Below are 23501 nucleotides of genomic sequence, written 5' to 3' on the forward strand. Positions count from 1 at the left end.
CGCCATCGTTCCCGGAAGGCCCTCCGGGCCTTCCGTGAACGATCCAGGCGGCTCGCCTAACGGCTCGCTGCCTGGGGTTTTCCCTCGCGGTCCCCCATACCCTTCGGGCATGGGGGACCACTCGGGAAAATGTCGCCTTCGGCGACGCGCGCGCTTGCTGCCGCGGCCTGGGAGCCGCCACTCGTGCACTACCCGCCTGTCGGCGGAACGGCCTTCGGCCCGCCTTGCGGGGCCCGTTGTGACACGCGGCGTCACCACACGCTCGGCGCGGGGTGGAGGTGATTGCGTTGCATGGTGGGTCTCGTGAGTGTTGAGTGTGGCTATAGACACACTCAACACTCACGAGCTCAGCTCAGGGGTGCGTACTCAACCTTGGGGTCCGGGCCGTAGCGGTTCGGGCCTCGATCGCCTTCCGTAGCGCAGAAGATGATCACGACGAGCCCGCCGAACGGTATCAGCCCGATCAGTTGCAGCCAGCCGCTCTTATTGGTGTCATGCAGGCGGCGGGCAGTCACCGCCCAGGTCGGCAGGATGGCGCCGAGGTAATAGCAGACGAGGACTCCGAGCAGGACGTTGCCTACCGGACTGGGCGAGTCGGACATCCCGCCGCTCACTCCGCCGAGAACCAGTAGCCCAGCCACGATGATGATGTTGAACAACGCGTACATCCAGAACTCCGTACGGCGACTGCGCCCGCTGAAATCGGCGTACTGGCGCATGGCCTTCAGGTACCACTTCATGGGGGATCTCCTGGACCGAGTCGGTATATCTTAGATCGTCGAGACGGAGCAATCATTCACAGAAGATCTCGGGATTTCCGGCGAATCGATGATTTTGGCAGGGTTGGTGGCAGTTCTTGTCAGGTAGGGGAGCAGGCTCAGGACTCCCAGCGCTGCCATCGCCACGCCGATCCACAGGGGTGCGGTGAGTGAGTAGCCCGTGCTGAGGGCCAGACCGCCGAGGAGTGGGCCCAGCGCGATCCCGACGTTGACCATGGACGCGCCGACCGTGTTGATCAGCGGCGTGTTGGCCGCCACGCGCATGCGGCGGGCGATCGTCGCGGAGTTCAGCGGCAGCCCGACCAGGCCAAGGCCGAGCACCGCCACCAGCACCACCGCGACGTGTCCCGCGCCCAGAGCGAAGCCGGTCAGCAGGACCGTCAGCAGGACGAGACCGACGAGCATGACGCCGAGCGGGAAGCGGTCGGCCAGGCGGCCGGCGATCAGGTTGCCGATCACCGCGGTCACGCCGTACGCGGTCAACAGCACCGGGACGAGCGTCGACGCGAAGCCGGTGACCTCGATGAAGATCGCCGCGAAGTAGCTGAACGCGGCGAACAGCGCGCCGATGTGCAGCAGGCTGGTGCCGTACACCGCCCACAGGTCGCGGTTGCGGAACGCCGCCAGCTCGGTGCGCAGGTCGGTGGTCCCGGTGTCCTTCTCGGCGGACCGGGGTGCGGTCGCCAGTACGGCGGCGCCAGCGAGGAAGACCAGCCCGGCCACCGCCCAGAACGCGCCGCGCCAGCCGGCGACCTGCGCCAGGTACGTGGCGAGCGGTGCGCCGAGCACGCTGCTCAGCATCAGGCCGCCGAACACCACCGACGAGGCGCGGCCGGCGAGTTTCGGCGCGACCGCGTCCATCACGACGGTCAGCCCGACGCCGAAGAACGCCGCCTCGGCGCCGCCGGTGATCAGCCGGGAGACCACGAGCATGGGATAGCCGAGTGAGACCGCGCCCAGCACCTGACCGGCGAGGAACGCGGTGAACAGCAGGAGCAGCGCCTTCCGGCCGGACATCCGGACCAGGAGCGCGGCGATCACCGGCCCGCCCAGCGCCATGGCGATGGCGTACGCGGAGACCAGGTAGCCGATCGCGGAGACCGAGACCCCCAGGCCGCTGGACAGCTCGGGCAACATCCCGGCGACCATGAACTCGCTGGTCGTCATGGCGAAGACGCCGAAGCCCATGACGTAGACGATGAGAGGCACAACTGTGCTCCATTCTTTACAGTTCTGTACAAAACTGAGGCGTGGGTCGATTCGGATCCGGACATTCCGGACTCAGTGCAGGGCGGCCAACGCCCCGTCCGTGACGTCCATCAGGGCCGCCCGGTCGTCGGTGATCTTGCCGAGGGTGCGCAGGCCGTAGTAGGTGCTCAGCAGGGTTCGGGCGAGCTGTCGCGCGGACTGGTCGGCACGGAACTCGCCGTCCCGCTGGCCGTTCTCGATGACCTCGCGCAGCACGTCCTCCAGTCGTTCGCAGTGGCGGCGGGTCAGCTTCATGACCGGCTCGGTGCGGCCCGCCGCCTCCGTGGCGGCATTGAGCGCGAGGCAGCCCCGGTGGGCCGAGTCCGCGAGGTCGATGTCGATCACCCAGACCAGCAGCGCGCGCAGTCGTTCGCCCGCGGTGCCCGGTGCGCGCAGGATGTCGACCTGATCCTGGTAGCCGCGTTCGGTGTAGCGGTCGAGCGCCAGCTCGTAGAGGCGGTGCTTGCTGCCGAACGCGTTGTACAGGCTGCCCCGGCCGAGGCCGGTGCTCTCGCACAGCTGTGCGGTCGTCGTGGCTTCGTAGCCATGGGTCCAGAAGGTCTCCATGGCGGCGTCGACGGCCGCGTCGTCGTCGAACTCTCTCGGGCGGGGCACGAGCAGACAGTAGCCAGTTTTGTATAGATCAGTCAAGAATCAGTACCTGTTCTGTCGACCAGAATGAGTGTCCCGATTGAGGGAGTCGGGGTTAGCTTCTCTGCCGGGCCGCTCGACGACGAGGAAGGACTCGCACATGGGGAGCGCACTGCTCGTCATCGACATGCAGAACGGGTTCTGCCATCCGGAGGGATCGCTCCCGGTGCTGCAGGGAGCGCTGTCCCGCGTCGAGGACTGCATCAGCAACACCGCGTCGGCGGTGAGCGAAGCCAGGTCGGCCGGCGTGCCGGTGCTCTTCACCCGGCAGGCCTACCGGCCCGGTCGCGCCGACGTCGGGCCGAACCTGCGCCTGAGACATCCCGGCCTTGACGAGGTCGACGGGCTCGCCGACGGCAGCTGGGACGCCGAGATCCTCGACGAGCTCGATCGCCGGCCCGAGGATCCGGTCGTGGCGAAGAACCGGTTCGACGCCTTCCTCGACACCCCGCTCGATGCGCTGCTGCGCGGCCTCGGCGTCGACGAGCTGGTGGTCGCGGGGGTGGTGACGAACCTGTGCGTCGAGTCGACCGTGCGCGGCGCCTACATGCGCGACTACTCGGTCACCGTCCTCGCCGACTGCTGTGCGTCGGTGAGTCCCCGCATGCATGAACTCGGTATCGAGGTGATGGGTGGCATGAAATTCGCCCGGATCGCCACGGTCGCGCGGTTCGACTTCAGTCCCGCGTTGGCGCCGCGGTGACCACCGTTCGGGACGACCCCGGCGTCGTGGCACGCACGCCGTACCGCTGGCTGGTGCTCGCGCTGTCCTGGGCCGCGTTCACCATGACCTCGGTCGACCGCTCCACCTGGGGTCCGGCGTCACTCGCGGTCGGCAACGACCTCGGCGTCGCGCTCACCGGACTCGGGGTGTTCGCCACCAGCTACTACATCGGCTACGTCGTCTCAAACGCGGGCGGCGGCTACCTCACCGACCGGCTCGGCGCCCGGATGGTGCTGTCCTCGACGCTGTTCGTGTCCGGCGGTTTCATGATCCTGTTCGGCGAGACGACCTCCGCGACGTTCGGCATCGTGTTCCAGGCCTGCGTCGGACTGTTCGCCGGCGCGGACTACTGCGCTGGCGTCAAGCTGATCGCCGACTGGTTCCGACCGGCCGACCGAGGTGTGGCCATGGGGATCTTCATGACCGCGACGTCACTCGGTACTGTCATCGCGAACGCGGTCGTACCCACCCTGGTGATCAACTCGGGGTGGGGGATCTCGTACCACGTCTTCGGCGCCGCATCGATGGTGATCGCGGTGCTGTGCCTGCTGCTGTTGCGCACCGGCCCGTCCGAGATCGCTGCCACGATCCGGCTGGGCGAGCTGAAGCCGATGCTGGCCAACCGGGATCTGATACTTCTCGGTCTGGCCGGCTTCGGTGGCCTGTGGGGCACCTACGGCTTCATCACCTGGTCCAACGTGCTGATGACCAAGGGCAACGGCGTGGCACCGGTGACCGCCGGGATCGTCGTCGTGGTCTACGCGGTCGTCGCGCTCGTCGCCAAACCGCTCATCGGCATCGCCAGCGACCTGTTCGGCGGTCGCCGTAAGATGCTGACGATCATCGTCCTCGCCTGCTTCGTGGTGACCCTCGCGCTGTTCGGCAACGCGCACAGCGTGACCGCGTTCCTCTGGATCGCACCGTTCCTCGGGCTGTCCGCGTACATGTACAGCCCACTCATGGTCGCGCTGATCCCGACGCTGTCCGGGACGAGACTGGCCGGTTCCGCCGCCGGTGCGACGGGGGCGTTGTGGCAGCTCGGCAGTACCGCCGTGCCGGTCGTCGTGGGCGCGGTGTTCGCCTCGACGCACTCGTTCCTCGCGGCGTTCCTGACCCTCGCGGCGGGCCCGCTGGCGGGGGCGCTGCTGATGGTTCCGATCCGCGAGCCGGAGGTGGTCTGAAATGTCGGATGGCTACGACGTCATCGTGGCGGGCGGCGGATCGGCGGGTGTCGCGGCGGCGGTGGGCGCTCAACGGGCCGGGGCACGGACCCTGCTGCTGGAGCGCGGGTCGTGCCTCGGTGGCGCCGCGACGCTGCGCAACGTCCTGACCTACTGCGGACTGTTCACCCGGGACGACGCCGAGCAGGTGGTGTTCGGGGTGGCCGGGGAGGTGCTGGAGGCGCTGCGGGCTCGTGGCGCGGTCAGCGAGCCGACCCGGTTCACCGCCGTCGCCGTGGTGTTCGACCCGGAGAGCGTCAAGCACGTCCTCGACCAGCTGTGCGCCGCCGCCGGTGTCCAGGTCCGGCTGCACAGCCAGCTGATCGACGCGCAGCGGTCCGGCTCGCGGATCACCTCGGTCCGGGTCGCCGACCACGCGGGTCTGCACACGCTGTCCGCCGCCGCGTTCGTGGATGCGACCGGCGAGGCCGACCTGGCCTGCCACGGTGGCGCGCAGGTCCGGTACGGCAACGACGGCTGGGTGCAGAACGGCAGCCTCGGTGTGCGTTTCGGCGGCATCCCGGCGGACGCGGTGGTGAACCGCGCAACGTTCGGCGACGCGGTGCGCGCGGCCAAGGCGGCGGGTGTCGCACCGCTGCTCGGCGAAGGCGGGCTGGTCGCGCGGCTGCCGGTCTCCGGCGACGTCATCGCCTACCTGGTCGACGAGGGCTACGACGCGCGCAGCGCAGCCGACACCAGCCGCGCCGAGGCGCACGCCAGGGCCCAGGCGCAGGCCTACCTGGTGGCGCTGCGCACGGTGCCCGGCTGCTCGGCTGCCTACATCGTCAGCACCGGCCCTGAGCTGGGCACTCGCGAGTCGCGGCACATCGTCGCGCGTCGCCGCCTGACCGAGGACGAGGTACTCACGCCCTCCGACGTCGAGGACGCGGTCGCGCTCGGCGCGTGGCCGATGGAGTACCACCGGGGAGCGGGACTGCCCGCCGAGTGGAGCTTCATCGGCTCGCCCGGTTACTACGGCATCCCGCTGGACATCCTGCGCAGCGCCGACACGACGAACCTCCTCGCCGCCGGTCGCGCGGTCGACGGCGACCGGGGCGCCGGAGCCTCGCTGCGCGCGATGGGCACCGCGTTCGCCACCGGCCACGCGGCAGGCATCGCGGCGGCCCTGGTCGCGTCGAGAGGCGACGCCACACCGTCGGAGGTCCGCACCGAACTGCAACGCCAGGACGCCCGTCTCCCCGCCCCGTCCCTCGACTGCTGCTGACTCGACACCGCGCACTTCGCGTCCACACCGCGCCATGTGCACATGGCGCGGTGTGGACGGAAGGTGCGCGGTGTGAACACGGAGTGCGCGGTGCGAGCATTTGCGGGTGAGTGAGAGCGAGCGGGGTGCGGCCAACCTGGAGCTGCTGCTGACGGCGGACGGGCAGGCCCTGCTGGGGGAGCTGGCCGGCAGCGACGTCACCGACGAGCTGCGAGTGGCCTCGGTGTTGCGCCGCCGCTTCCCGGGTGAGCTGGTCACCGCCGCGCTCGCCCAGCACGAGCTGCGGCGCCGGGGGCGGTCGAAGTTCAGCCGCGCGGAGAGCATGTGGCTGACCAGGGACGGGTTCGAACAGTCCTCCTCCGAGCTGCTGTCCCGGCATCGGGCGGTCCGGTACTCGGGAGCCGACCGAGCGGTCGATCTGTGCTGCGGGATCGGCGGTGACCTGATCGGGCTGGCGGGTGCGGCGACGTCGGTGGTCGCGGTGGACCGGGACCCGCTGCACCTGCGGATGGCGCTGCTCAACGCCGAGGTCTACGACGTCGCCGGCTCGGTGACCGGGTGGCTGGGCGACGTCCGGGACGTGGACCTGACCGGGGTGGACGCGGTGTTCGTCGACCCGGCTCGGCGTTCCGGCGGACGTCGGCTGCGCACCGGCTCCAGCGAGCCGCCGCTGGACTGGTGCGTGTCGTTGGCCGACCGCGTCGGGGTGGGGATCAAGGCCGCGCCCGGGCTGGACCGGTCGACGGTGCCCCCGGGGTGGGAGGTCGAGTTCGTCGCCGACGGGCGCGATCTGAAGGAAGCGGTGCTGTGGTCGCCGTCGTTCGCCGAGGCCGATAGCCGAGCCACCCTGTTGCCCGACGGACATCAGCTGGTGCCCTCGCCGGGTGACACCGTGGAATGCCGGGCGCCCGGGGCCTATCTGCTCGACCCGAATCCGGCGGTCACCCGGGCCGGGCTGGTCGAGGAGCTGGCGCGGGAGCTCGGAGCCTGGAAGATCGACCCCCGGATCGCCTTCCTCTCCTCGGACGCTCCGCTGGTGACACCGTTCGGCCGGTGCCTGCGGGTCGTCTCCTCGCTGCCCTGGAAGGAGAAGTCGATCATCGCCGAGCTGCGGCGGTGTGATGTCGGCTCGGTCGACATCCGTCGACGAGGACTGGCCGGGGACGTGGCTTTACTGCAACGACGACTGAAGCTCACCGGGTCCCTCGCCGCCGTGCTCGTCATGACCCGGGTCGACGACCAACCCTGGGGGATCATCTGCCTCGGTTGAGCACAAGTACCTGTTTGTGCACTGAAATAGCCGCCTCCCGCTACTAACGTTCTACTTGCGAGTAGAAACGAGGAGGCGGATGTGTCGATGGTGACCAGGCCGGAAGTGGCCGCCGAGATCGTGGACGTGGCCGGCACGCCGGTCGCGCTGCGACGCCGGGGCAGCGGTGAACCGCTGCTGTTCCTGCACGGCGCGGGCTTCACCGGGCAGTGGCTGCGGTTCCACGAAGCGCTCGCCCAGGGTGCCGACGTCATCGCGCCCGAGCACGTGGGTTTCGGCGCGACGCCACCGCAGGACTGGCTGGAGGACATCAGCGACCTCGCCCTGCACTACGACGACCTGCGCGCGACCCTCGGCCTCGACCGGTTCCACCTGGTCGGCTACTCGCTCGGCGGCTGGATCGCGGCCACCTACGCGACGCTGTTCCCGGAGCGCCTCGCGTCGCTGACGCTCATCACCCCGGTCGGCATCCAGGTCCCCGGCAAACCACCGTTCGCCGACCTGTTCACCATGACCCCGGCCGCCCTGTTCGGGACGATCTTCAACGACCCGGCCAACATGGCGGAGGTCATGGTCGACGCTGGCGACGTGGACGTCGCCGTGCACCTCTACGAGGAGCAGTCCACCCTCGCCCGGCTCGTCTGGAACCCGCGCTACGACCGCAAGATGCCGCGACGACTGCGCCGGGTCAGCTGCCCGTCGCTGGTGGTCGGCGCCGAGGACGACCGGCTGGTCCCCAACGAGGCGGCCGAGCGGTACGCCGAGTGCATCGACGGCGCGCAGCTGCGGCGCATCCCGGGAACCGGCCACGCGATCATCGTCGAACAGCCCGAACAGACCGCGAAGGCCGTCCTCGACTTCCAGGGGAGCACCCGATGAGCAACGAGCTGCAGTTCTTCCACTTCGGGTTGATGCCCTACCCGAACATCCCGCCGGCCGACGAGATCGAGTCGACCTGGGTGAACCTGTCCAACTCGCACTACGACCCGGTGGTCGGGCACAAGCTCTACAACGAGTACCTCGACCAGTCCGTGCTCGCCGAGAAGCTCGGCTACGACGGAACCTGCGTCAACGAGCACCACCAGAACGCCTACGGCACGATGCCCGACCCGAACATCATGGCCAGCCACGTCGTGGCGCGGACCAGCAAGATCCGGGTCGGCATCATCGGCAACGCGTTGCCGCTGCACGAGAACCCGCTGCGCGTCGCCGAGTCCGTCGCGATGCTCGACGTCATCTCCGGCGGACGGATCATCTCCGGTTTCGTGCGCGGCACCGGCATGGAGTACCACTCGCTGCGCGCCAACCCGGCCACGTCGCGGGAGCGGTTCTGGGAAGCGCACGACCTGATCATCAAGGCGTGGACCGAGGACGGGCCGTTCGACTGGCAGGGCAAGCACTTCGACATCCCGTACGTGAACCCGTGGCCGCGCCCGTTCCAGAAGCCGCACCCGCCGATCTGGCTGCCCGGTCAGGGGTCGTTCGAGACGATCAGGGAAGCGGCGAAACGGCGCTACCCGTTCATGATGGTGTTCGCGCCGCTGTCCTTCACCAAGGTCAACTACGACATGTACCGCAAGGCCGCGGCCGACGAGGGCTACGAGCCGGCCCCCGAGCAGCTCGCGTTCTGTGTGCCGACCTACGTCGCGGAGACCGAGGCGAAGGCGCACGAGGAAGCACGCGAGCACATGATGTGGCTGTTCCGCCGCGGCCTGAAGGTGCCCAGCTACCACTGGGTGCCGCCGGGCTACATGAGCGGCGACTCGCTGCGCGGGATGATCATGGGTAAGCGCAAGTTCGGCATCAAGGACCACTGGGAGCTGGACTACCAGGAGCTGCTCGACGAGCAGTACATCATCGTCGGCACGCCACAGCAGGTCGCCGAGAAGCTCGCCTTCTACACCCAGGAGCTGGGCGCCGGTATCCATGTGGCCGCATCGGCGCAGATCGGGGACATGCCGAACTGGAAGGTTGTCAAGAACATGACCCTGTTCGCCGAGGAGGTCATGCCGCTGTTCCGCCCGCCCGGTAACCAACCTGCATGGGAGCGGGGCGTTCCGGTACCGGGTACACCGGACTCACTTGAGCAATCCGCATAGCTGAAGTTGTTTGCGCAATCAAATTCCACGTGATGGTTGTCATGTTAATTACCCGCCAGTAGCGTTCGCCGACACATGCCGGGGCGGGGCAGATCCTCCGCCCGTCGCGAGCGGAGGAAGGCGGACCCATGTCCGAGACAGCAGCCAGCCTGGAGAACAAGCCGAGTCCGGCTGATCGGACGGTCTTCGGCCATCCCGTCGGGCTGGTCAACCTGTTCAACGTCGAACTGTGGGAACGCTTCTCGTTTTACGGAATGGTCGGCATCCTGGGTTACTACCTCTATTTCAGCTTGGATAGAGGTGGTCTCGCACTGCCGGAAGCCACCGCGATGAGCATCGTCGGTGCGTACACCGGATTTGTGTACCTGTGTACGGTGCTCGGCGGTTGGCTGGCCGACCGGGTGTTCGGCATGGAGCGGATGGTGTTCTACGGCGGCTCCGTGGTGATGATCGGTCACCTCGCGCTGGCGGTACTTCCAGGGTTGACCGGTGTCGGTGTCGGTCTGGTGTGCGTGGCGTTGGGTAGCGGCGCACTCAAAGCCAATGCATCGTCGATCGTGGGGACTTTGTACTCGAAGGGTGACCCACGTTGCGACGGTGGGTTCACCCTCTTCTACCTGGGTGTGAACGTCGGGGCGTTCACGGGTCCATTGCTGACCGGGTTCCTACACAAGGAACTCGGGTTCCATATCGCATTCGGTGCCGCCGCGGTCGGCATGGCGATCGGACTGACTCAGTACGTCCTGTTCCGACGCAACCTGGGAGCGGCGGGGAAGGAACCGGGCAATCCATTGCCGCGTGAGTCCAGGACGAAGGCGGCCGGTGTCGGCGTGCTGATCGTCGTAGCCATCGTCGCGGTGTTGCTCACCGGTCTGGTGCGATTGGACAACCTGGCCACGGTGACCAGCGCAGTGATCGCCCTGGCCTCGATCGCCTACTTCGTAGTGATGCTTACCAACGCACAAGTGACGGCTGTGGAGCGCAGCCGGGTGCGCGCATTCATTCCACTGTTCATTGCCAACGTCGCATTCTGGTCATTATTCCAACAGATATTTACGACGCTGGCGGTCTACTCGGAAAAACGGATGGACTGGAACATCTTCGGCTGGGAGGCGCCCGTAGCCTGGATCGGCTCCGAGGAACCGGTCTGGGTGATCTTGCTTGCGCCGGTGTTCGCCACGATGTGGACCAAACTGCGTGAACGCGCACCTTCGACGCCGGTCAAGTTCGCACTCGGCGTGATCGGCATGGGCATGGCATTCCTACTGTTCCTGACCATGGCAGGCGGGACTGGACGTACTAGTCCGGCGTTGGCGGTGTTCTTCATCCTGGCGATGTTTGCGGTGTCCGAGCTGATGCTCTCGCCGATCGGATTGTCGGTGACCAGTAGGCTCGCGCCTGAGGCGTTCCGGGCGCAGATGATGGCGCTCTACTACTTCTCCGTCGGCCTCGGGAGTTCAGTGTCCGGTCAGCTCGCGGGCTTCTACGAGCCGGCTCATGAGTACGCGTACTTTGGGATCAACGGTGGCATCACGATCGCGATCGGGCTGGTCGCGCTGGCGCTGAGCCCGTGGATCAAGCGGCGCATGGAGGGTGTGCATTAGGTTCTAACGCAAGCGCGTCGGGATCGGTCTGGGCAGGGACATCAAATTTAACTTCAGCCGCTTGTTGCCTACTCAATTTTTTGAGAAGTTCGTGTTGGGTGGGTCTCCTCTCAAGTTGAGACATCGTACTGCTAGTGTGCGCGCCATCTGCTGATGCAGTTATAACTGCCCTGGTGTCGCAAGGAGTAATTATCTTGAGTGTGAAGAGTACTCGTTCTCGTTGTCTCAGTCTGGCAGTTCTGCTAGGACTCGGGGTGGGCGGCTTCTTCGTTGCGACGCCCGTGGCGTACGCAGATGATTGCGTTACGGTTCAGGATGTCAACACCGGTGTGTGTGGAAGGGTAGACAACTTCGGCGGAGGTGTGCCAATTGAAGTTGCCGCTAATCGTTCCGATGACGGGGTTGGGCTCGATCCGATCACTGAGCTGAAGGATAAGCAGACGTCGTCAAGTCTGGGTGATCGGTATAAAGATGTGGACGCATACCGTGTGCCGGACAAGTGCAATTACGCCCTACAAGAGATGATCAAGGTCGGTGGGGCGAATGGGAGCGAGGTCAAGTTCGTAAAGATTCCGCAGAAGTCGGACTGGGGAGTCAAAGACGGTTGGAATGTCGTTCAAAGTCCTGAGCATGTCACTGTCGTAGACATCGAGTGTCCTTGAGTGCTGACATGCTCACCTTCTTCGTGCATCCCGTGACGGTCATACTGTGCGCTGACGTAAACCGTGATCGATCTGGTCTCGCTCGCGCCGAGCTCGTAGGCCAAGCAGGCCTTGAGGGTGTGCGCTAGTTTTCGAAGGATGCGCGTCGGGATCACCTTGGGCAGGGACGAACGGAACGTTGCCGCTGAGGCTCGGTGGGCCGAGGGGATCGGGTTCGATTTCCTCGCCTGCGGGGAGCATCTGTTCTTCCACGGTCCGACCGGAAACGGCTTCGTCACCCTCGCTGCCGCTGCCGGCGCGACCGAGCGGATTCGGCTGCTCAGCGCATTGACGATCGTGCCGGTGTACCCGGCCGCGATCCTGGCGAAGCTCGCCGCCAGCCTGGACCAGGTGTCGAACGGACGGTTCGACCTGGGCATCGGCATCGGCGGCGAGTACCCGCCGGAGTTCGTCGCGGCCGGGGTCGAGGTGAAGCACCGGGGCGCTCGCACCGACGAGGCACTCGAGGTGCTCGGTCCGCTGCTGGCCGGTGAGACGGTGACCCACCACGGCCGGTTCGTCGACATCCCGGGTCTGGCGCTGCAGCCACCGGCGGTGCAGAAGCCCGGCCCGCCGGTGTGGGTGGGCGGTCGCAAGGGCGCCGCGATCCGCAGGGCGGCGAGGTTCGGCGACGTGTGGCTGCCGTACATGTACAGCCCCGAACAGCTGGCGAGCTCGCTGACCGAGGTGAACACCGCCGCCGCCGAGCACGGCCGCTCGGTGCGCGGCGCGGTCTACTGCTGGGGCGCCGTGCACGCCGAGGCGGCGACCGCGCGGCAGCAGGCCATCGACGTGGTGAGCGAGGTCTACCAGCAGGACTTCACCCCGCTGGCGGACCGCTACCTGCTGCACGGCGACCCCGCCGGCGTGGTGCGTCGCCTGCGTGAGTACTACGACGCGGGCGCCCGCGACGTCGTGTTCAGCGCCGCCGCGCCGAACGCGCAGGCGCGCACCGAGATGCTCGAACTGTTCGCGTCCGAGGTCTTGCCGCAGGTCAGGACGTGGACTGACTAGTCTCGCAGCGCACCTTGAGGCTGCTCGCCTCCTGCGTGATGTAGCGCCGGGTCATCGACCCGAGCAGCGGGACGAACAGTGGCGCGAGCAATCCGGTGATCTCCGCGCTGAGCGTGATCCGGCACCGTCCGCCGGGCAGCGCTTCGAGCACGTGGTCGGCGATCGTGGCGACCCCCGGCGACCGGGTCACCCACTCGAACCGCCGGTGCGGCTCCCACACGGTGACCCGCCAGACGTTGCGCGGAAGCTTCGGCTGCCGAATCTCGGCAGCGCTGCCCGCGCCGAACAGCCCCGCCTCCAGCAGTCGCACCGACGTGGTGGTGGGACTCCACTCGGGCCACCGCTCGACATCGGTGAGCACCGGCCACACGGCCGCGGGCGAAACGTCGATCTCCTCGACCACCTCATACCTCATGTACCAAATGGTACATGCCTGTGCGACGCGTCTGAGGCGTCTCTCGCCACGACACCGCGCACCTTGCGTCCACACCGCGCTATGTGCACGATGCGCGGTGTGGACGGAGGGTGCGCGGCGTCGCCGGTGTTGATCACCATTCTTGTGGACCTTGTCGAGCATGGACGCAATACCTACTAGTAGGTACAGTGCAGTCATGGACGCCCGAGAACGACTGATCGAGAGCACCCAGGAACTGCTCTGGGACCGAGGCTACGTAGGTACCAGCCCCAAGGCGATCCTGGAGCGGGCCGACGCTGGCCAGGGCAGCATGTACCACCACTTCAAGGGCAAGAGCGACCTCGCGGCCGAGGCGATCCGCCGCAGTGCCGCCGAGGTGCAAGCCGGTGCGGAAGCGTCGCTCGGCAGTCCGGGCACCGCGCTGACGAGGATCTCGAAATACCTCAACCAGCAGCGTGACGTGCTCAAGGGCTGTCGCGTCGGCGGGCTGACCCAGGACCCGGACATCATTGCCGACCCGCTGCTGCGCGCCCCGGTCGACGAGGCCCTCGACTGGCTGCAGAGCCGCATCACCGAGGTGCTGAGAGAGGGCAAGTCGACCGGCGAGTTGCCGTCCAAGCTCAACGCCTCGCACGTCGCGTCCATGATCGTCGCGGTCGTCCAGGGTGGATACGTGCTGGCCAGGGCTGCGCAGTCGAGCGAACCGTTCGACGAGGCGGTGGCCGGCGCGCTTGCCCTGCTGGCACAGGTGGTGCGGTCCTGATGCTCGCGATGCAGTACGAGATCACCCTGCCCGCCGACTACGACATGTCGGTCATCCGCACCAGGATCGCGACCCGGGGTCACCTGCTCGACACCTACCAGGGCCTCGGACTGAAGGCCTACCTGGTCCGGGAGGTGGGCGTGCACGGCTCACCGGTCAACCAGTACGCGCCGTTCTACCTGTGGCGCGACACCGCGGGCACCGCCGGGTTCCTCTGGCGCGGAGACGGTTTCGGCGGCATCGTGCGGGACTTCGGCCGGCCGGTCGTGCGCACCTGGGTCGGCGGACGGTTCGGCTTCGGCACGGCACAGGGCGCCGAGTATGCGACCAAGGTCGTCTGCCCGCTCGAGCCGGATGTCGATCCGGTCGAGGTCGCCACGCGGGCGGACGCGGAGCTCGCCGAGCTCCGCACCCGGCCGGGTGTGTACGCCGCCGCGTTCGCCGTCGATCCGACGACCTGGCAGCTCGTCCGGTTCACGCTGTGGGAGCAGGCGCCCGCCGAGTGGGAGGGCACGCTCTACGACGTCGGACACCTGTCGAGCCCTGAGATCGCTGAGTTGTAGGGAGTGCGTCGAACCACTAGTCGTTGACACTTGTTGACCGATCTGGTCAATTTAGGAGCATGTATGGGCTGCGACTCACCCGGCGACGTCATGTCGACCTCGCCAGGGTCAACTCGCAGGGCTGTCGATCCTAGGTCCGTCCACGCCATCGGTGTGCGACGCAATCCAGCCTGACCCCACATTCTTCGACGATCAAACCCTGGGGGTTTGAAAGCCATGTCAGCGACACCAGGCACGGAACCGATCAAGTTCGCCTATTGGGTGCCCAACGTCAGTGGCGGTCTGGTCACCAGCACGATCGACCAACGCACCGACTGGGGCTACGACTACAACCGTGAGCTGGCCGTGCTCGCGGAGAACAACGGCTTCGAGTACGCGCTCAGCCAGGTCCGCTACATGGCCAGCTACGGCGCCGAGTACCAGCACGAGTCCACCAGCTTCAGTCTCGCGCTGCTGCTGGCGACCCAGCGGCTCAAGGTCATCGCGGCCGTGCACCCCGGGCTGTGGCACCCGGGGGTCCTCGCCAAGCTCGGCGCCACCGCCGATCACCTGTCGCACGGCCGGTTCGCGGTCAACGTCGTGAGCGGCTGGTTCAAGGGCGAGTTCACCGCGCTCGGCGAGCACTGGCTGGAGCACGACGAGCGGTACCGCCGGTCCGAGGAGTTCATCCGGGCGCTGCGCGGCATCTGGACCGAGGACGACTTCAACCTCGCCGGTGATTTTTATCGGATACGTGACTTCACGTTGAAGCCCAAGCCGCTGAACACCCCGAGGCGACCGAACCCGGAGATCTTCCAGGGCGGCAACTCCACCGCCGCCCGCCAGATGGCCGGGCGCGTCTCGGACTGGTACTTCAGCAACGGCAAGGACTACGACGGCGCGGCCGAGCAGCTGCACGACGTCAACAAGTCCGCCGCGGAGAACGGCCGGTCGGTGAACTTCGGGCTCAACGGGTTCATCATCGCCCGGGATACCGAGAAAGAAGCCCGCGAGACGCTGCGGGAGATCATCGCCAAGGCGCACAAGCCGTCCGTCGAGGGCTTCCGGGACGCCGTCACCCAGGCCGGGAAGTCCGCGCAGGACGGCAAGGGCATGTGGGCGGACTCCTCGTTCGAAGACCTCGTCCAGTACAACGACGGGTTCAAGACGCAGCTCATCGGTACGCCCGAGCAGATCGCCGAGCGGATCGTGAAGTACAAGGCGCTGGGCGTCGACCTCATGCTGCTCGGTTTCCTGCACTACCACGAGGAGGTCGAGTACTTCGGCCGCCGCGTGTTGCCGATCGTGCGTGAGCTGGAAGCCGCGCGCGAACCGGCCACCGTCTAGGTAGAACCCGGATCTCCGCGATCCGGGCCCTGCCTCGATCACATTGTTGAGGTTCCTGACCCAGTTCATCAGGAAGAAAGCTGAGTGAGATGAGCATCAAGGCGCACTGGTTCCTGCCGACCTACGGCGACGGACGGCAGCTGGTCGGCGGCGGGCACGGGGTGCCGGTCGGTTCGGCCGGTGGCGTGCGGCCGGCGACGCTGGGCTACCTGACCCAGATCGCCCGCGCCGCCGAGCAGCTCGGCTTCGAGGCCGCGCTGACCCCGACCGGCATGTGGTGCGAGGACGCCTGGCTCACCACCGCGATGCTGTCCCAGACGACCGAGCGGCTGAAGTTCCTGGTCGCGTTCCGGCCGGGCATGCTCACGCCGACGCTCGCGGCGCAGATGGCCGCGACCTTCCAGCGGCACTCGCCGGGACGGCTGCTGCTCAACGTCGTCACCGGTGGTGAGCCGACCGAGCAGCGCGGCTACGGCGACTTCCTGACCAAGGACGAGCGCTACGCGCGCGGCTCGGAGTTCCTGCACGTCGTGCGCGCTCTCTGGCGCGGCGAGACGGTGGACTTCGAAGGCGAGCACGTCCGGGTCCAGGGCGCCGAGCTGGAGCGGGTGCCGGACCCGGTGCCGCCGATCTACTTCGGCGGTTCCTCACCGGCGGCCGGGGACGTGGCCGCCGAGCACGCCGACGTGTACCTGACCTGGGGCGAGCCGCCCGAGCAGGTCGCCGAGAAGATCGCCTGGGTGCGCAAGCTGGCCGCCGACCGGGGCCGCGAGATGCGCTTCGGTATCCGGCTGCACGTGATCGCCCGGGACACCGCGGAGGCGGCGTGGGCGGAGGCGCAGCGCCTGCTCGACGCGCTCGACCCGGCCGCGATCGCCGCCGTGCAGGACGGCCTGGCGCAGAGCGAGTCCGAAGGGCAGCGTCGGATGCGCGAGCTGCACGGCGGTTCGATCGAGCGCCTGGAGGTCTCGCCGAACCTGTGGGCGGGCATCGGCCTGGTCCGGGGCGGTGCCGGCACCGCGCTCGTCGGCAGCCACAACGAGGTCGCCGACCGGATCGCCGAGTACCACGCGCTGGGCATCGACGAGTTCATCCTGTCCGGGCACCCGCACCTCGAGGAGGCCTGGTGGGTCGGCGAGGGCGTGCTGCCGGTCCTGCGCTCGCGCGGCCTGTGGTCCCCGCCCGCCGGCGCCCTGGCCTACGCGGGCTCCGAAACCGCCGCGGTCCCCTTCGCCCGCGCCCGCTAACCACCCGTGAGTGGCGAGTGGTCCTATCGGACCACTCGCCACTCACGGCCTTTGACCTGGGGTAATGCACATGACGACGACAGCTGAGCGGTTATCGCCCGCACCGGCTTCGAACCGAACGATTCTGCTGGCCAGCCTGGTCGGCACGACCGTCGAGTGGTACGACTTCTTCCTCTACGCCACCGCGGCCAGCCTGGTGTTCCCGAAGCTGTTCTTCCCGGCAAACGACGAGGTCATCGGGACGCTGCTGGCGTTCGGCACGTTCGCGGTGGGCTTCGTGGCCCGCCCGATCGGCGGGGTGCTGTTCGGGCACATCGGCGACCGGCTCGGCCGCAAACGGACCCTGGTCGCGACGATGGTGGCGATGGGTGCGGCGACCGCGCTGATCGGGCTGCTGCCGGGGGTGGCGACGATCGGTGTCGCCGCACCGGTACTGCTCGTGCTGCTGCGGATCGTCCAGGGCCTCGCGGTCGGCGGCGAGTGGGGCGGCGCCGTACTGCTGGCCACCGAGAACGCCCCGCCGGGCAAGATCGGCCGGTTCGGCAGCGTCCCGCAGATCGGGCTGGGCCTGGGCCTCGCGCTCGGGACCGGTGTGTTCGCGCTGCTCGGCGAGGCGATGAGCAAGGAGTCCTTCCAGAGCTACGGCTGGCGCATCGCGTTCGTGGCCAGCATCGTGCTGGTCGCGGTCGGTCTGGTGATCCGGCTACGGGTGCTGGAGACGCCGGAGTTCCGGGACCTGGAGTCGCGCGGCGAACTGGTCAAGGTGCCGATCGTCGAGGTGTTCCGCACCCAGCGCCACCGTCGTGGTCTGGGCCTCGGCATGCTCGCGCGCTGGGCCGAAGGCGCCTCCTTCAACACCTGGGGCGTGTTCGCGATCAGCTACGCGACCGCGACCGTCCACCTGAGCAAGATCGCCGTCCTGCTGTCGGTGACGGCCGGCGCGCTGCTCATGGCGGTACTGGTCCCGGTCGCCGGCTGGCTGGCCGACCGGTACAGCAGACGGTTCGTCTTCGGGCTCGGCGTCACCGTGTTCGGGGTGACTGTGCTGCCGTCGTTCTATGCGCTGAGCTCGGGATCGACGGTGCTGATGGCCACCGTGCTGGTGCTGCAGCTGGGTGTGGGCTATGCGCTGATGACCGGCTCGGAGGCCACCCTGTTCGCCGAGCTGTTCGATGCGAAGGTCCGCTACACCGGCATGTCGCTGGTGTTCCAGGGTTCCGGAGTGTGGGCGTCCGGCCTGACCCCGGTGTTCCTCACCGCGCTGCTCGCGTTCGCGGGCGGATCGCCGTGGGCGGCGGGCACCTACCTGACGATCGTGGCCGTGATCAGCCTGCTCGCGGTGTTCGGGATGCATCGCTGGCTTCCGGTCCACCACCCTCAGTAACCTGCCGTGTACAGGGAATGTGCAGTTGCTGTGCGTTCCCTATGAGAGGGCGTTGTGAGTGGTAATGGGCCGGGTTGCGCACCGATACTTGAAACATGGAACTACGGTCGAAGTTCATCCTCGCCTGGGGCGCTGTCGTCGCCACGGTCGTGCTCGCCGTTCACCATGCGACCTGTGGCAACGACTTCCTGTCGCTCGGTGCCGGCCTGGCGATCGTGCTGATCGTCCCGATCATCACGGTGCTCGGGGTGGCGATCGCGATGGCGGTCATGGACGGCATCAACGACGAGAGCGACGGCTTCAGCGACGTCCTCTGACGTCCGCTACAGGTCTCGGGCTCAGCAGCCCGCGACCGCCTCGGTCATCTGGATGTCGATCTTCCGGAGCTGAGCCAGGTTGGGTCGAAGGATGGCTTCGACGTCCTTGAGCTGCCAGTCATCGTCCACATCGGTCTTGGCGATCACGGCCTCGAGGTGATCGTCGAGGACACGCATCTGTAGACCCTGCAGGACGGTGGCGAGCTGGGCGGCCGCTCGGTTGCCCCCTCGGGTTCCGTAGGTGAGGAAGCTGGCCGGTTTGTCGTGCCACTCGTGGTAGAGGAAGTCGAGAGCATTCTTCAGTACCGCGGGGTAGCCCCAGTTGTACTGGGGGAGCACGAACAAAAATCCCGCGAAGGACGTGACGAGACGGCTCCAGGCTCGCGTGTGTTCGTGTTCGTACTGCTGGAGCGAGGCCATGAGCGGCTCGTCGAGGAACGGCAGGCCGACCTCGGCCAGGTCGACCAGCTCGTAGCGCAGGGAGCTGTGTGGCTGGGCGGCCGTCTGCGCCCAGGTGGCGATCTCGCGGCAGATGCGCGTGGGGCGGGTACTGCCGACGACCACGGCGATGCGTGGAGTGCTTGCCATGTTGATCTTTCTTGGTCATTTGTTCGTGCTGCGGACTGTTTGTGTCACGAACTAAAATAGTTGGTGACACGAACTCAGTCAAGCTAGGCTGTCTCGCATGGCGACGCGATCGACCCTGGCGGATCAGCAGTCCAACGACGCCGTCGTCGACCTCGGTGTGGTTGACGGGCTGGTCCAGCTTTCGTTTCTGATCCAGTCACTGCTCGGCCGGGTTGCGGCCAGGCACGGCCTGTCGATCATTCAGCTGAGGCTGCTCGGGGTGCTGCGGGATCGGGAGATCGGCATGCTCGGGCTGTCCCGCATCCTCGAACTGGAGAAGTCGAGCGCGACCGGGCTCGTCGACCGCGCCGAACGACGGGAACTCGTACGGCGTGTCCCCGTCGTCGGCAATCGGCGCGCTGTTCACGTGGCCCTGAGCGAGCAGGGTCAGGCCCTGGCTCGCGCTGTCCATGCCGAGGTCGCCACTGAGATCACCACGCTCACCGCTGACCTCAGTGCGCCCAAGCGGGACCAACTGTCCCGCCTGGCGACCACTCTCGTCCTCGGTGACGCGGCCGCACGCTCGCTCCGCCTCTGACCGACACCGTCGCGGGCCGCGCCCGAAGGTCCCGTCACGCGACCTCGCAGAGCCTGATGTCGCGTCGCAGACGCTGCAGTGTCTGCGACGCGACACGAGGCTCTGCGAAGTGGCGCGGATGTGACCAGTCGTCAGACGGTGGCGCGTTCCGCTTCGCGCTCGGCCTGCTTCGCGGCGCGGTAGGCCTCGTCGTCGAAACCCCTGCGCCAGTAGCCGGAGATGGACAGGGAGTCCAGGGTCAGGCCCCGCTCGTCCAGCAGGTGGCGGCGCAGTTCCTTGACCGCGAGCGCCTCGCCGTGCACGAAGGCGTGCACCTCGCCGTCGCGCCACCGAAGGGCACGCACGGCGTCCGGCAGGGTGTCACCGGAGTCGCGGTGCAGCCAGCGCAGGGTCAGGTCGCCCTCGGTCGTCAGTGGGAGTTCCTCGCTCGCGTCGGCGACCTCGATGATCGCCTCGACGGCCGTCCCTGCCGGCACCTTCGCCAGTGCCGCGGCGATCGCGGGCAGCGCCGCCTCGTCGCCGACCATCAGGTGCCAGTCGGCCGAGGGGTTCGGCGCGTACGCGCCGCCGGGGCCCGCGACCAGGAACTCGGTGCCCGGCTCGACGGTCGCGGCCCACGGGCCGGCGAGGCCGGTGTCGCCGTGGTGCACGAAGTCGATCACGATCTCGCCGGTCTCCCGGCTGACCTCGCGCAGTGTGTAGGTGCGCAGGGCCGGCCACTGCTCGCGGGGCAGCTGACGCGCCGTGGCCATGTCGAAGGGTTCCGGGTAGTCGACGCCGGGCTGCCGGAAGACGACCTTCACGTACGCGTCGGTGTACGGCGTCGTGGCGAAGGGCTCGATGTCCTCGGGTGACACCGGCGTCGAGGTGATGCGGATGAAGTGCGGGGACAGGCGCTCGGTCCGACGTACCACCAGCTTGGTGGTACGCGGCGCCTTCCGTGCTGGTCGGTCCGCCATGGGTGCTCCGTTCCGTGCCACTCAGTATTAGTTAGGTAAGGCTAAGCTTACTCATACTGAGAGGCGGCTGGCTCGTGACCACTTCAGCGTATGCCTGACCGAGCGCCGTCCGTCGCGCACCGTTCTCAGTCGGCGAGGAACTTGACCAGCAGGTCGCTGATCTCGTCGGCGTGCGTCCAGAGCATGCCGTGCGGGGCGCCCTCGATCTCGACGTACTGCGCCCTCGGAAGCCGCTTGGCGAACTCGCGGCCGGTCGCGTCGATCGGCAGGATGCGGTCGTGCGTGCCGTGCACGATCAGTACCGGGACGCCGCTCTCGTCGATCTTCGGCAGGTCGTCGCGGAAGTCGGTCAGCCAGCTGGGCACCACGGCCCAGGACGCCTTCGCTCCGGCACCGGAGGCCACCGCGAAGCTGGCGCGCACGACCTCGTCACTGATCCGCGAGCCCAGGTTCTCGTCCAGGTTGTAGAAGTCGTTGTAGAAGGCGCTGAACCAGGCGTAGCGGTCGGCCTTGGCGGTCGCCTGGATGCCGTCGAAGACCTCGGCGTCCACACCGGTCGGGTTGTCGTCGGTCTTGAGCAGGAAGGGTTCGAGCGAGGCGAGGAACGCGGCCTTGGCGACGCGGGACGAGCCGTGGCGGGCGATGTAGTGGCCGACCTCGCCGGTGCCCATCGAGAAGCCGACCAGTACGACGTTGGTCAGGTCCAGCGTGGTCAGGACGGTGTTCAGGTCGTCGGCGAAGGTGTCGTAGTCGTAGCCCACGCTCGGCTGGCTGGACTGGCCGAAGCCGCGCCGGTCGTAGGTGATGACCCGGTAGCCGGCGTCGAGCAGGGCCTGCTCCTGCTTCTCCCAGGATGCGCCGGACAGCGGGTAGCCGTGGATCAGGACGACGGGCTGGCCGGTGCCCCGGTCGGTGTAGTTCAGGTTGATCTCGACGCTGTTCTCGTGTCCGACGGTGATGTGCGACATGACCGGTCCTTTCGGGTTCGGGGTGCTGCTTGCGATGTGAATGAAGCTATTACCGAACGATCGGTAAAGCAACGTGAGTCAACCGACACTCGGCGGTCTTGCACCTTTACCGTCCGTTCGGTAATAGTGGCGGGATGCCCCGTCCACAGACCGTCATCGGCGAAGAGCTGCTCGGCAGGCTCGCCGAGGTGTTCCGTGCCGCCGGTTTCGAAGGCGCCTCACTCGGCGCGCTCGCCGAAGCGGCCCAGCTGCGCCGCGCGAGCCTCTACCACCGCTTCCCCGACGGGAAGACGCAGATGGCGCTGGCCGTACTCGAGTTCGTCGAGGCCCTGTTCGTCGAGGCTCTCGGGCCGATGCGGACCGAGCCGGACGTCGCGCAGGGAGTCGCGGAGTCGGCCGAGAAGATCAGTGAGCTCTACGGCAGGGGGCTGCTGTCCTGCGTCATGGAGGCGTTGACGCTCGCCGGCACACCGGACGCGGTGCGCAACAGGGCCACGCAGGTCGCCGCGACCTGGATCGGCGCGATGGAGGAGGCGGCGATCCGGGGTGGCACGCCGGCCGACGAGGCTCGCCGGGCCGCCCAGGATGCGTTCGCGCGGGTCGAGGGCGGGCTCGTCTACGGTCGGCTGTTCGGTGACGCGGGGGTCTTCCAGCGGGCGCTTGCCGAGCTGCCTGGGTTGTTGGTCGCGTCTACTACACGTGAGTGCTGAGGCCGCCTATAGCCGGTCTAGCCACTCACGACGGAAAAGCTGTCGTGAGTGGCTAGACCGGCTACGCTTCGCGCCCCTTCGGGGTAGACGGCCTCAGCACTCACGTGGGGCTAGCCGGCTTGGACGTCGCGGAGGATGGGCTGCCAAAAGCCGTCGGGCATGGGGTACGGGGCGTAGAAGCCGGTGCGGGTGAAGATGTCGCCGTAGCGGGCCAGCAGCTCGGCGGCCACCTTGTTCGGCGGGGTGACGATGGCGAACGCGTTGAGCACGTCGTCGTCGATCCGGCGGCCCATCTCGTCCCACTCGCCGCGCTTGGACAGCCCGTTGAGCTCCTCGCCCAGCTCGCCCCAGCCGTGCGCCTCCAGGACCGGCCGGTACGCCGGGGTCGAGCCGTAGAACGCGATCTGTTTGCGGACCGCGGCGTCGGCCGTCGCGACCTGCTCGTCGGTGTCACCGGTGACGATGAGCGGCAGGCCGCTGATCTCGAAGCCGTCCAGGTTCTCCTTGCCGGCGGCCTTGCGGCCGGCCAGCAGCGCGGGCAACGTCGTCTCCCGCAGGTAGCGCTCGGTGGTGAAGCCGTGCACGAAGAAACCGTCGGCGACCTCGCCGGCCACGGCGGTCATCCGAGGGCCGACACCGGCCAGCAGGATCGGCGGGTTGCCGTGCGGGTTCGGGCCCGGGTTGAAGAACGGCGTCATCAACGTGTGCGTGTAGTGCTCGCCGACGAACCGCAGCGACTCGCCGGTCTCCCAGTTCTTCCAGATCGCCCGCATGGCCAGCAGGTACTCACGCATCCGGTCGGCCGGCGCGGACCACGGCATGCCGAACCGCTTCGTGATGTGCGGCTTGATCTGTGAGCCGACGCCGAGGATGAACCGGCCCTCGGAGTACAGCTGCAGGTCGTTCGCCAGCACCGCGAGCGACATCGGGTTGCGCGCGAAGGCCAGCGCGATCGCGGTACCCAGCTCGACCCGCTCGGTGCGCGTCGCCGCGACGGCGAGCGCGGGGAACGGGTCGTGCTTGATCTCGCTCAGCCAGACACCGTCGTAGCCCTCGCCCTCGGCGGCCACGGCGGCGTCCCATTCGCCGGCTGTCCCCTGAAGTGTGAAATCGACCTTCACCCGAACCTCCTGATCCGCACCGACCATC

25 protein-coding genes are annotated in these 23501 nt (G+C 67.7%); 17 read left to right on the forward strand and 8 right to left on the reverse strand.

Annotated elements, in window-relative coordinates:
- Positions 1 to 347: 347 nt before the first annotated feature.
- From G406_RS0139855 to G406_RS0139865, 3 genes are all read right to left on the reverse strand, one after another.
- Entirely contained in the window at positions 348 to 740 is a 393-nt protein-coding gene (locus G406_RS0139855) for a DUF805 domain-containing protein (protein ID WP_028938197.1), read from the reverse strand.
- 30 nt (positions 741 to 770) lie between these two features.
- A complete protein-coding gene (locus G406_RS52765) occupies positions 771 to 1988 on the reverse strand; it encodes an MFS transporter (RefSeq protein WP_051343315.1) in 1218 nt (405 codons plus the stop codon).
- Between the two features lie 72 nt (positions 1989 to 2060).
- Positions 2061 to 2642 (reverse strand): TetR/AcrR family transcriptional regulator, encoded by a 582-nt coding sequence (locus G406_RS0139865; protein ID WP_028938198.1) that lies wholly within the window; start codon positions 2640 to 2642, stop codon positions 2061 to 2063.
- 136 nt (positions 2643 to 2778) lie between these two features.
- Here G406_RS0139865 and G406_RS52770 point away from each other — a divergent pair, with 136 nt between their 5' ends.
- The 9 genes from G406_RS52770 to G406_RS52790 all read left to right on the forward strand — a co-directional run bounded on the left by G406_RS52770 (position 2779) and on the right by G406_RS52790 (position 12535).
- A complete protein-coding gene (locus tag G406_RS52770; RefSeq protein WP_037080993.1) occupies positions 2779 to 3381 on the forward strand; it encodes a cysteine hydrolase family protein in 603 nt (200 codons plus the stop codon).
- A complete protein-coding gene (locus G406_RS0139875; RefSeq protein WP_245607388.1) occupies positions 3378 to 4583 on the forward strand; it encodes an MFS transporter in 1206 nt (401 codons plus the stop codon). The genes G406_RS52770 and G406_RS0139875 overlap by 4 nt, the downstream gene beginning before the upstream one ends.
- Position 4584: 1 nt before the next feature.
- Positions 4585 to 5847 (forward strand): FAD-dependent oxidoreductase, encoded by a 1263-nt coding sequence (locus G406_RS0139880; RefSeq protein ID WP_028938200.1) that lies wholly within the window; start codon positions 4585 to 4587, stop codon positions 5845 to 5847.
- 106 nt (positions 5848 to 5953) lie between these two features.
- Positions 5954 to 7117: a class I SAM-dependent methyltransferase gene (locus G406_RS52775; protein ID WP_211241412.1), complete on the forward strand. Its 1164-nt coding sequence runs from the start codon at positions 5954 to 5956 to the stop codon at positions 7115 to 7117.
- Positions 7118 to 7204: 87 nt separating this feature from the next.
- Complete coding sequence (locus G406_RS52780; RefSeq protein WP_064743168.1) at positions 7205 to 7996, forward strand: alpha/beta fold hydrolase; 792 nt, start codon at positions 7205 to 7207, stop codon at positions 7994 to 7996.
- Positions 7993 to 9216 (forward strand): LLM class flavin-dependent oxidoreductase, encoded by a 1224-nt coding sequence (locus G406_RS52785; protein WP_051343318.1) that lies wholly within the window; start codon positions 7993 to 7995, stop codon positions 9214 to 9216. The genes G406_RS52780 and G406_RS52785 overlap by 4 nt, the downstream gene beginning before the upstream one ends.
- A gap of 128 nt (positions 9217 to 9344) precedes the next feature.
- Complete coding sequence (locus tag G406_RS0139900) at positions 9345 to 10820, forward strand: peptide MFS transporter (protein ID WP_051343319.1); 1476 nt, start codon at positions 9345 to 9347, stop codon at positions 10818 to 10820.
- Positions 10821 to 11074: 254 nt separating this feature from the next.
- Complete coding sequence (locus G406_RS57580) at positions 11075 to 11482, forward strand: hypothetical protein (RefSeq protein ID WP_156935400.1); 408 nt, start codon at positions 11075 to 11077, stop codon at positions 11480 to 11482.
- A gap of 138 nt (positions 11483 to 11620) precedes the next feature.
- Positions 11621 to 12535 (forward strand): LLM class flavin-dependent oxidoreductase, encoded by a 915-nt coding sequence (locus G406_RS52790; RefSeq protein ID WP_051343320.1) that lies wholly within the window; start codon positions 11621 to 11623, stop codon positions 12533 to 12535.
- Here G406_RS52790 and G406_RS0139910 read toward each other — a convergent pair.
- On the reverse strand, positions 12516 to 12950 hold the full coding sequence (locus G406_RS0139910) for an SRPBCC family protein (RefSeq protein WP_028938202.1): 435 nt from the start codon (positions 12948 to 12950) through the stop codon (positions 12516 to 12518). The two genes, G406_RS52790 and G406_RS0139910, sit on opposite strands and share 20 nt — an antisense overlap.
- Positions 12951 to 13146: 196 nt before the next feature.
- On the opposite strand from G406_RS0139910, the gene G406_RS0139915 reads away from it, so the two are divergent.
- From G406_RS0139915 to G406_RS0139940, 6 genes are all read left to right on the forward strand, one after another.
- Positions 13147 to 13713 (forward strand): TetR/AcrR family transcriptional regulator, encoded by a 567-nt coding sequence (locus G406_RS0139915; RefSeq protein ID WP_028938203.1) that lies wholly within the window; start codon positions 13147 to 13149, stop codon positions 13711 to 13713.
- Entirely contained in the window at positions 13713 to 14276 is a 564-nt protein-coding gene (locus tag G406_RS0139920) for a DUF4865 family protein (RefSeq protein WP_028938204.1), read from the forward strand. Before G406_RS0139915 ends, G406_RS0139920 begins: the two co-directional genes overlap by 1 nt.
- A gap of 216 nt (positions 14277 to 14492) precedes the next feature.
- On the forward strand, positions 14493 to 15602 hold the full coding sequence (gene sfnG / locus G406_RS0139925; protein WP_028938205.1) for a dimethylsulfone monooxygenase SfnG: 1110 nt from the start codon (positions 14493 to 14495) through the stop codon (positions 15600 to 15602).
- Positions 15603 to 15691: 89 nt separating this feature from the next.
- Positions 15692 to 16849 (forward strand): LLM class flavin-dependent oxidoreductase, encoded by a 1158-nt coding sequence (locus G406_RS0139930; protein ID WP_028938206.1) that lies wholly within the window; start codon positions 15692 to 15694, stop codon positions 16847 to 16849.
- A gap of 70 nt (positions 16850 to 16919) precedes the next feature.
- Complete coding sequence (locus tag G406_RS52795; protein WP_051343347.1) at positions 16920 to 18233, forward strand: MFS transporter; 1314 nt, start codon at positions 16920 to 16922, stop codon at positions 18231 to 18233.
- Positions 18234 to 18328: 95 nt separating this feature from the next.
- Complete coding sequence (locus G406_RS0139940) at positions 18329 to 18550, forward strand: hypothetical protein (RefSeq protein ID WP_028938207.1); 222 nt, start codon at positions 18329 to 18331, stop codon at positions 18548 to 18550.
- 21 nt (positions 18551 to 18571) lie between these two features.
- Here G406_RS0139940 and G406_RS0139945 read toward each other — a convergent pair whose 3' ends face one another.
- Positions 18572 to 19138: an NADPH-dependent FMN reductase gene (locus G406_RS0139945; RefSeq protein WP_028938208.1), complete on the reverse strand. Its 567-nt coding sequence runs from the start codon at positions 19136 to 19138 to the stop codon at positions 18572 to 18574.
- A 97-nt stretch (positions 19139 to 19235) separates the two neighbouring features.
- Between G406_RS0139945 and G406_RS0139950 the strand changes: the two genes are divergently transcribed.
- Positions 19236 to 19715, forward strand: a complete 480-nt coding sequence (locus G406_RS0139950; RefSeq protein ID WP_028938209.1) for a MarR family winged helix-turn-helix transcriptional regulator — start codon at positions 19236 to 19238, stop codon at positions 19713 to 19715.
- A gap of 131 nt (positions 19716 to 19846) precedes the next feature.
- On the opposite strand, the gene G406_RS0139955 is transcribed toward G406_RS0139950, so the two are convergent.
- Both G406_RS0139955 and G406_RS0139960 read right to left on the reverse strand, forming a co-directional pair.
- Positions 19847 to 20674, reverse strand: a complete 828-nt coding sequence (locus G406_RS0139955) for a siderophore-interacting protein (protein WP_028938210.1) — start codon at positions 20672 to 20674, stop codon at positions 19847 to 19849.
- Positions 20675 to 20799: 125 nt separating this feature from the next.
- Positions 20800 to 21642 (reverse strand): alpha/beta fold hydrolase, encoded by an 843-nt coding sequence (locus tag G406_RS0139960; protein ID WP_028938211.1) that lies wholly within the window; start codon positions 21640 to 21642, stop codon positions 20800 to 20802.
- Between the two features lie 134 nt (positions 21643 to 21776).
- Here G406_RS0139960 and G406_RS0139965 point away from each other — a divergent pair, with 134 nt between their 5' ends.
- Positions 21777 to 22352 carry a TetR/AcrR family transcriptional regulator gene (locus G406_RS0139965; protein WP_028938212.1) on the forward strand — a complete coding sequence of 192 codons (576 nt, stop codon included), beginning with the start codon at positions 21777 to 21779 and terminating at the stop codon, positions 22350 to 22352.
- A gap of 110 nt (positions 22353 to 22462) precedes the next feature.
- Here G406_RS0139965 and G406_RS0139970 read toward each other — a convergent pair whose 3' ends face one another.
- On the reverse strand, positions 22463 to 23473 hold the full coding sequence (locus G406_RS0139970) for a TIGR03617 family F420-dependent LLM class oxidoreductase (protein ID WP_028938213.1): 1011 nt from the start codon (positions 23471 to 23473) through the stop codon (positions 22463 to 22465).
- Positions 23474 to 23501 lie beyond the last annotated feature (28 nt).

This window comes from Actinospineispora spinosispora DSM 44797, assembly GCF_000429025.1.
Taxonomy (GTDB): domain Bacteria; phylum Actinomycetota; class Actinomycetes; order Mycobacteriales; family Pseudonocardiaceae; genus Pseudonocardia; species Pseudonocardia spinosispora.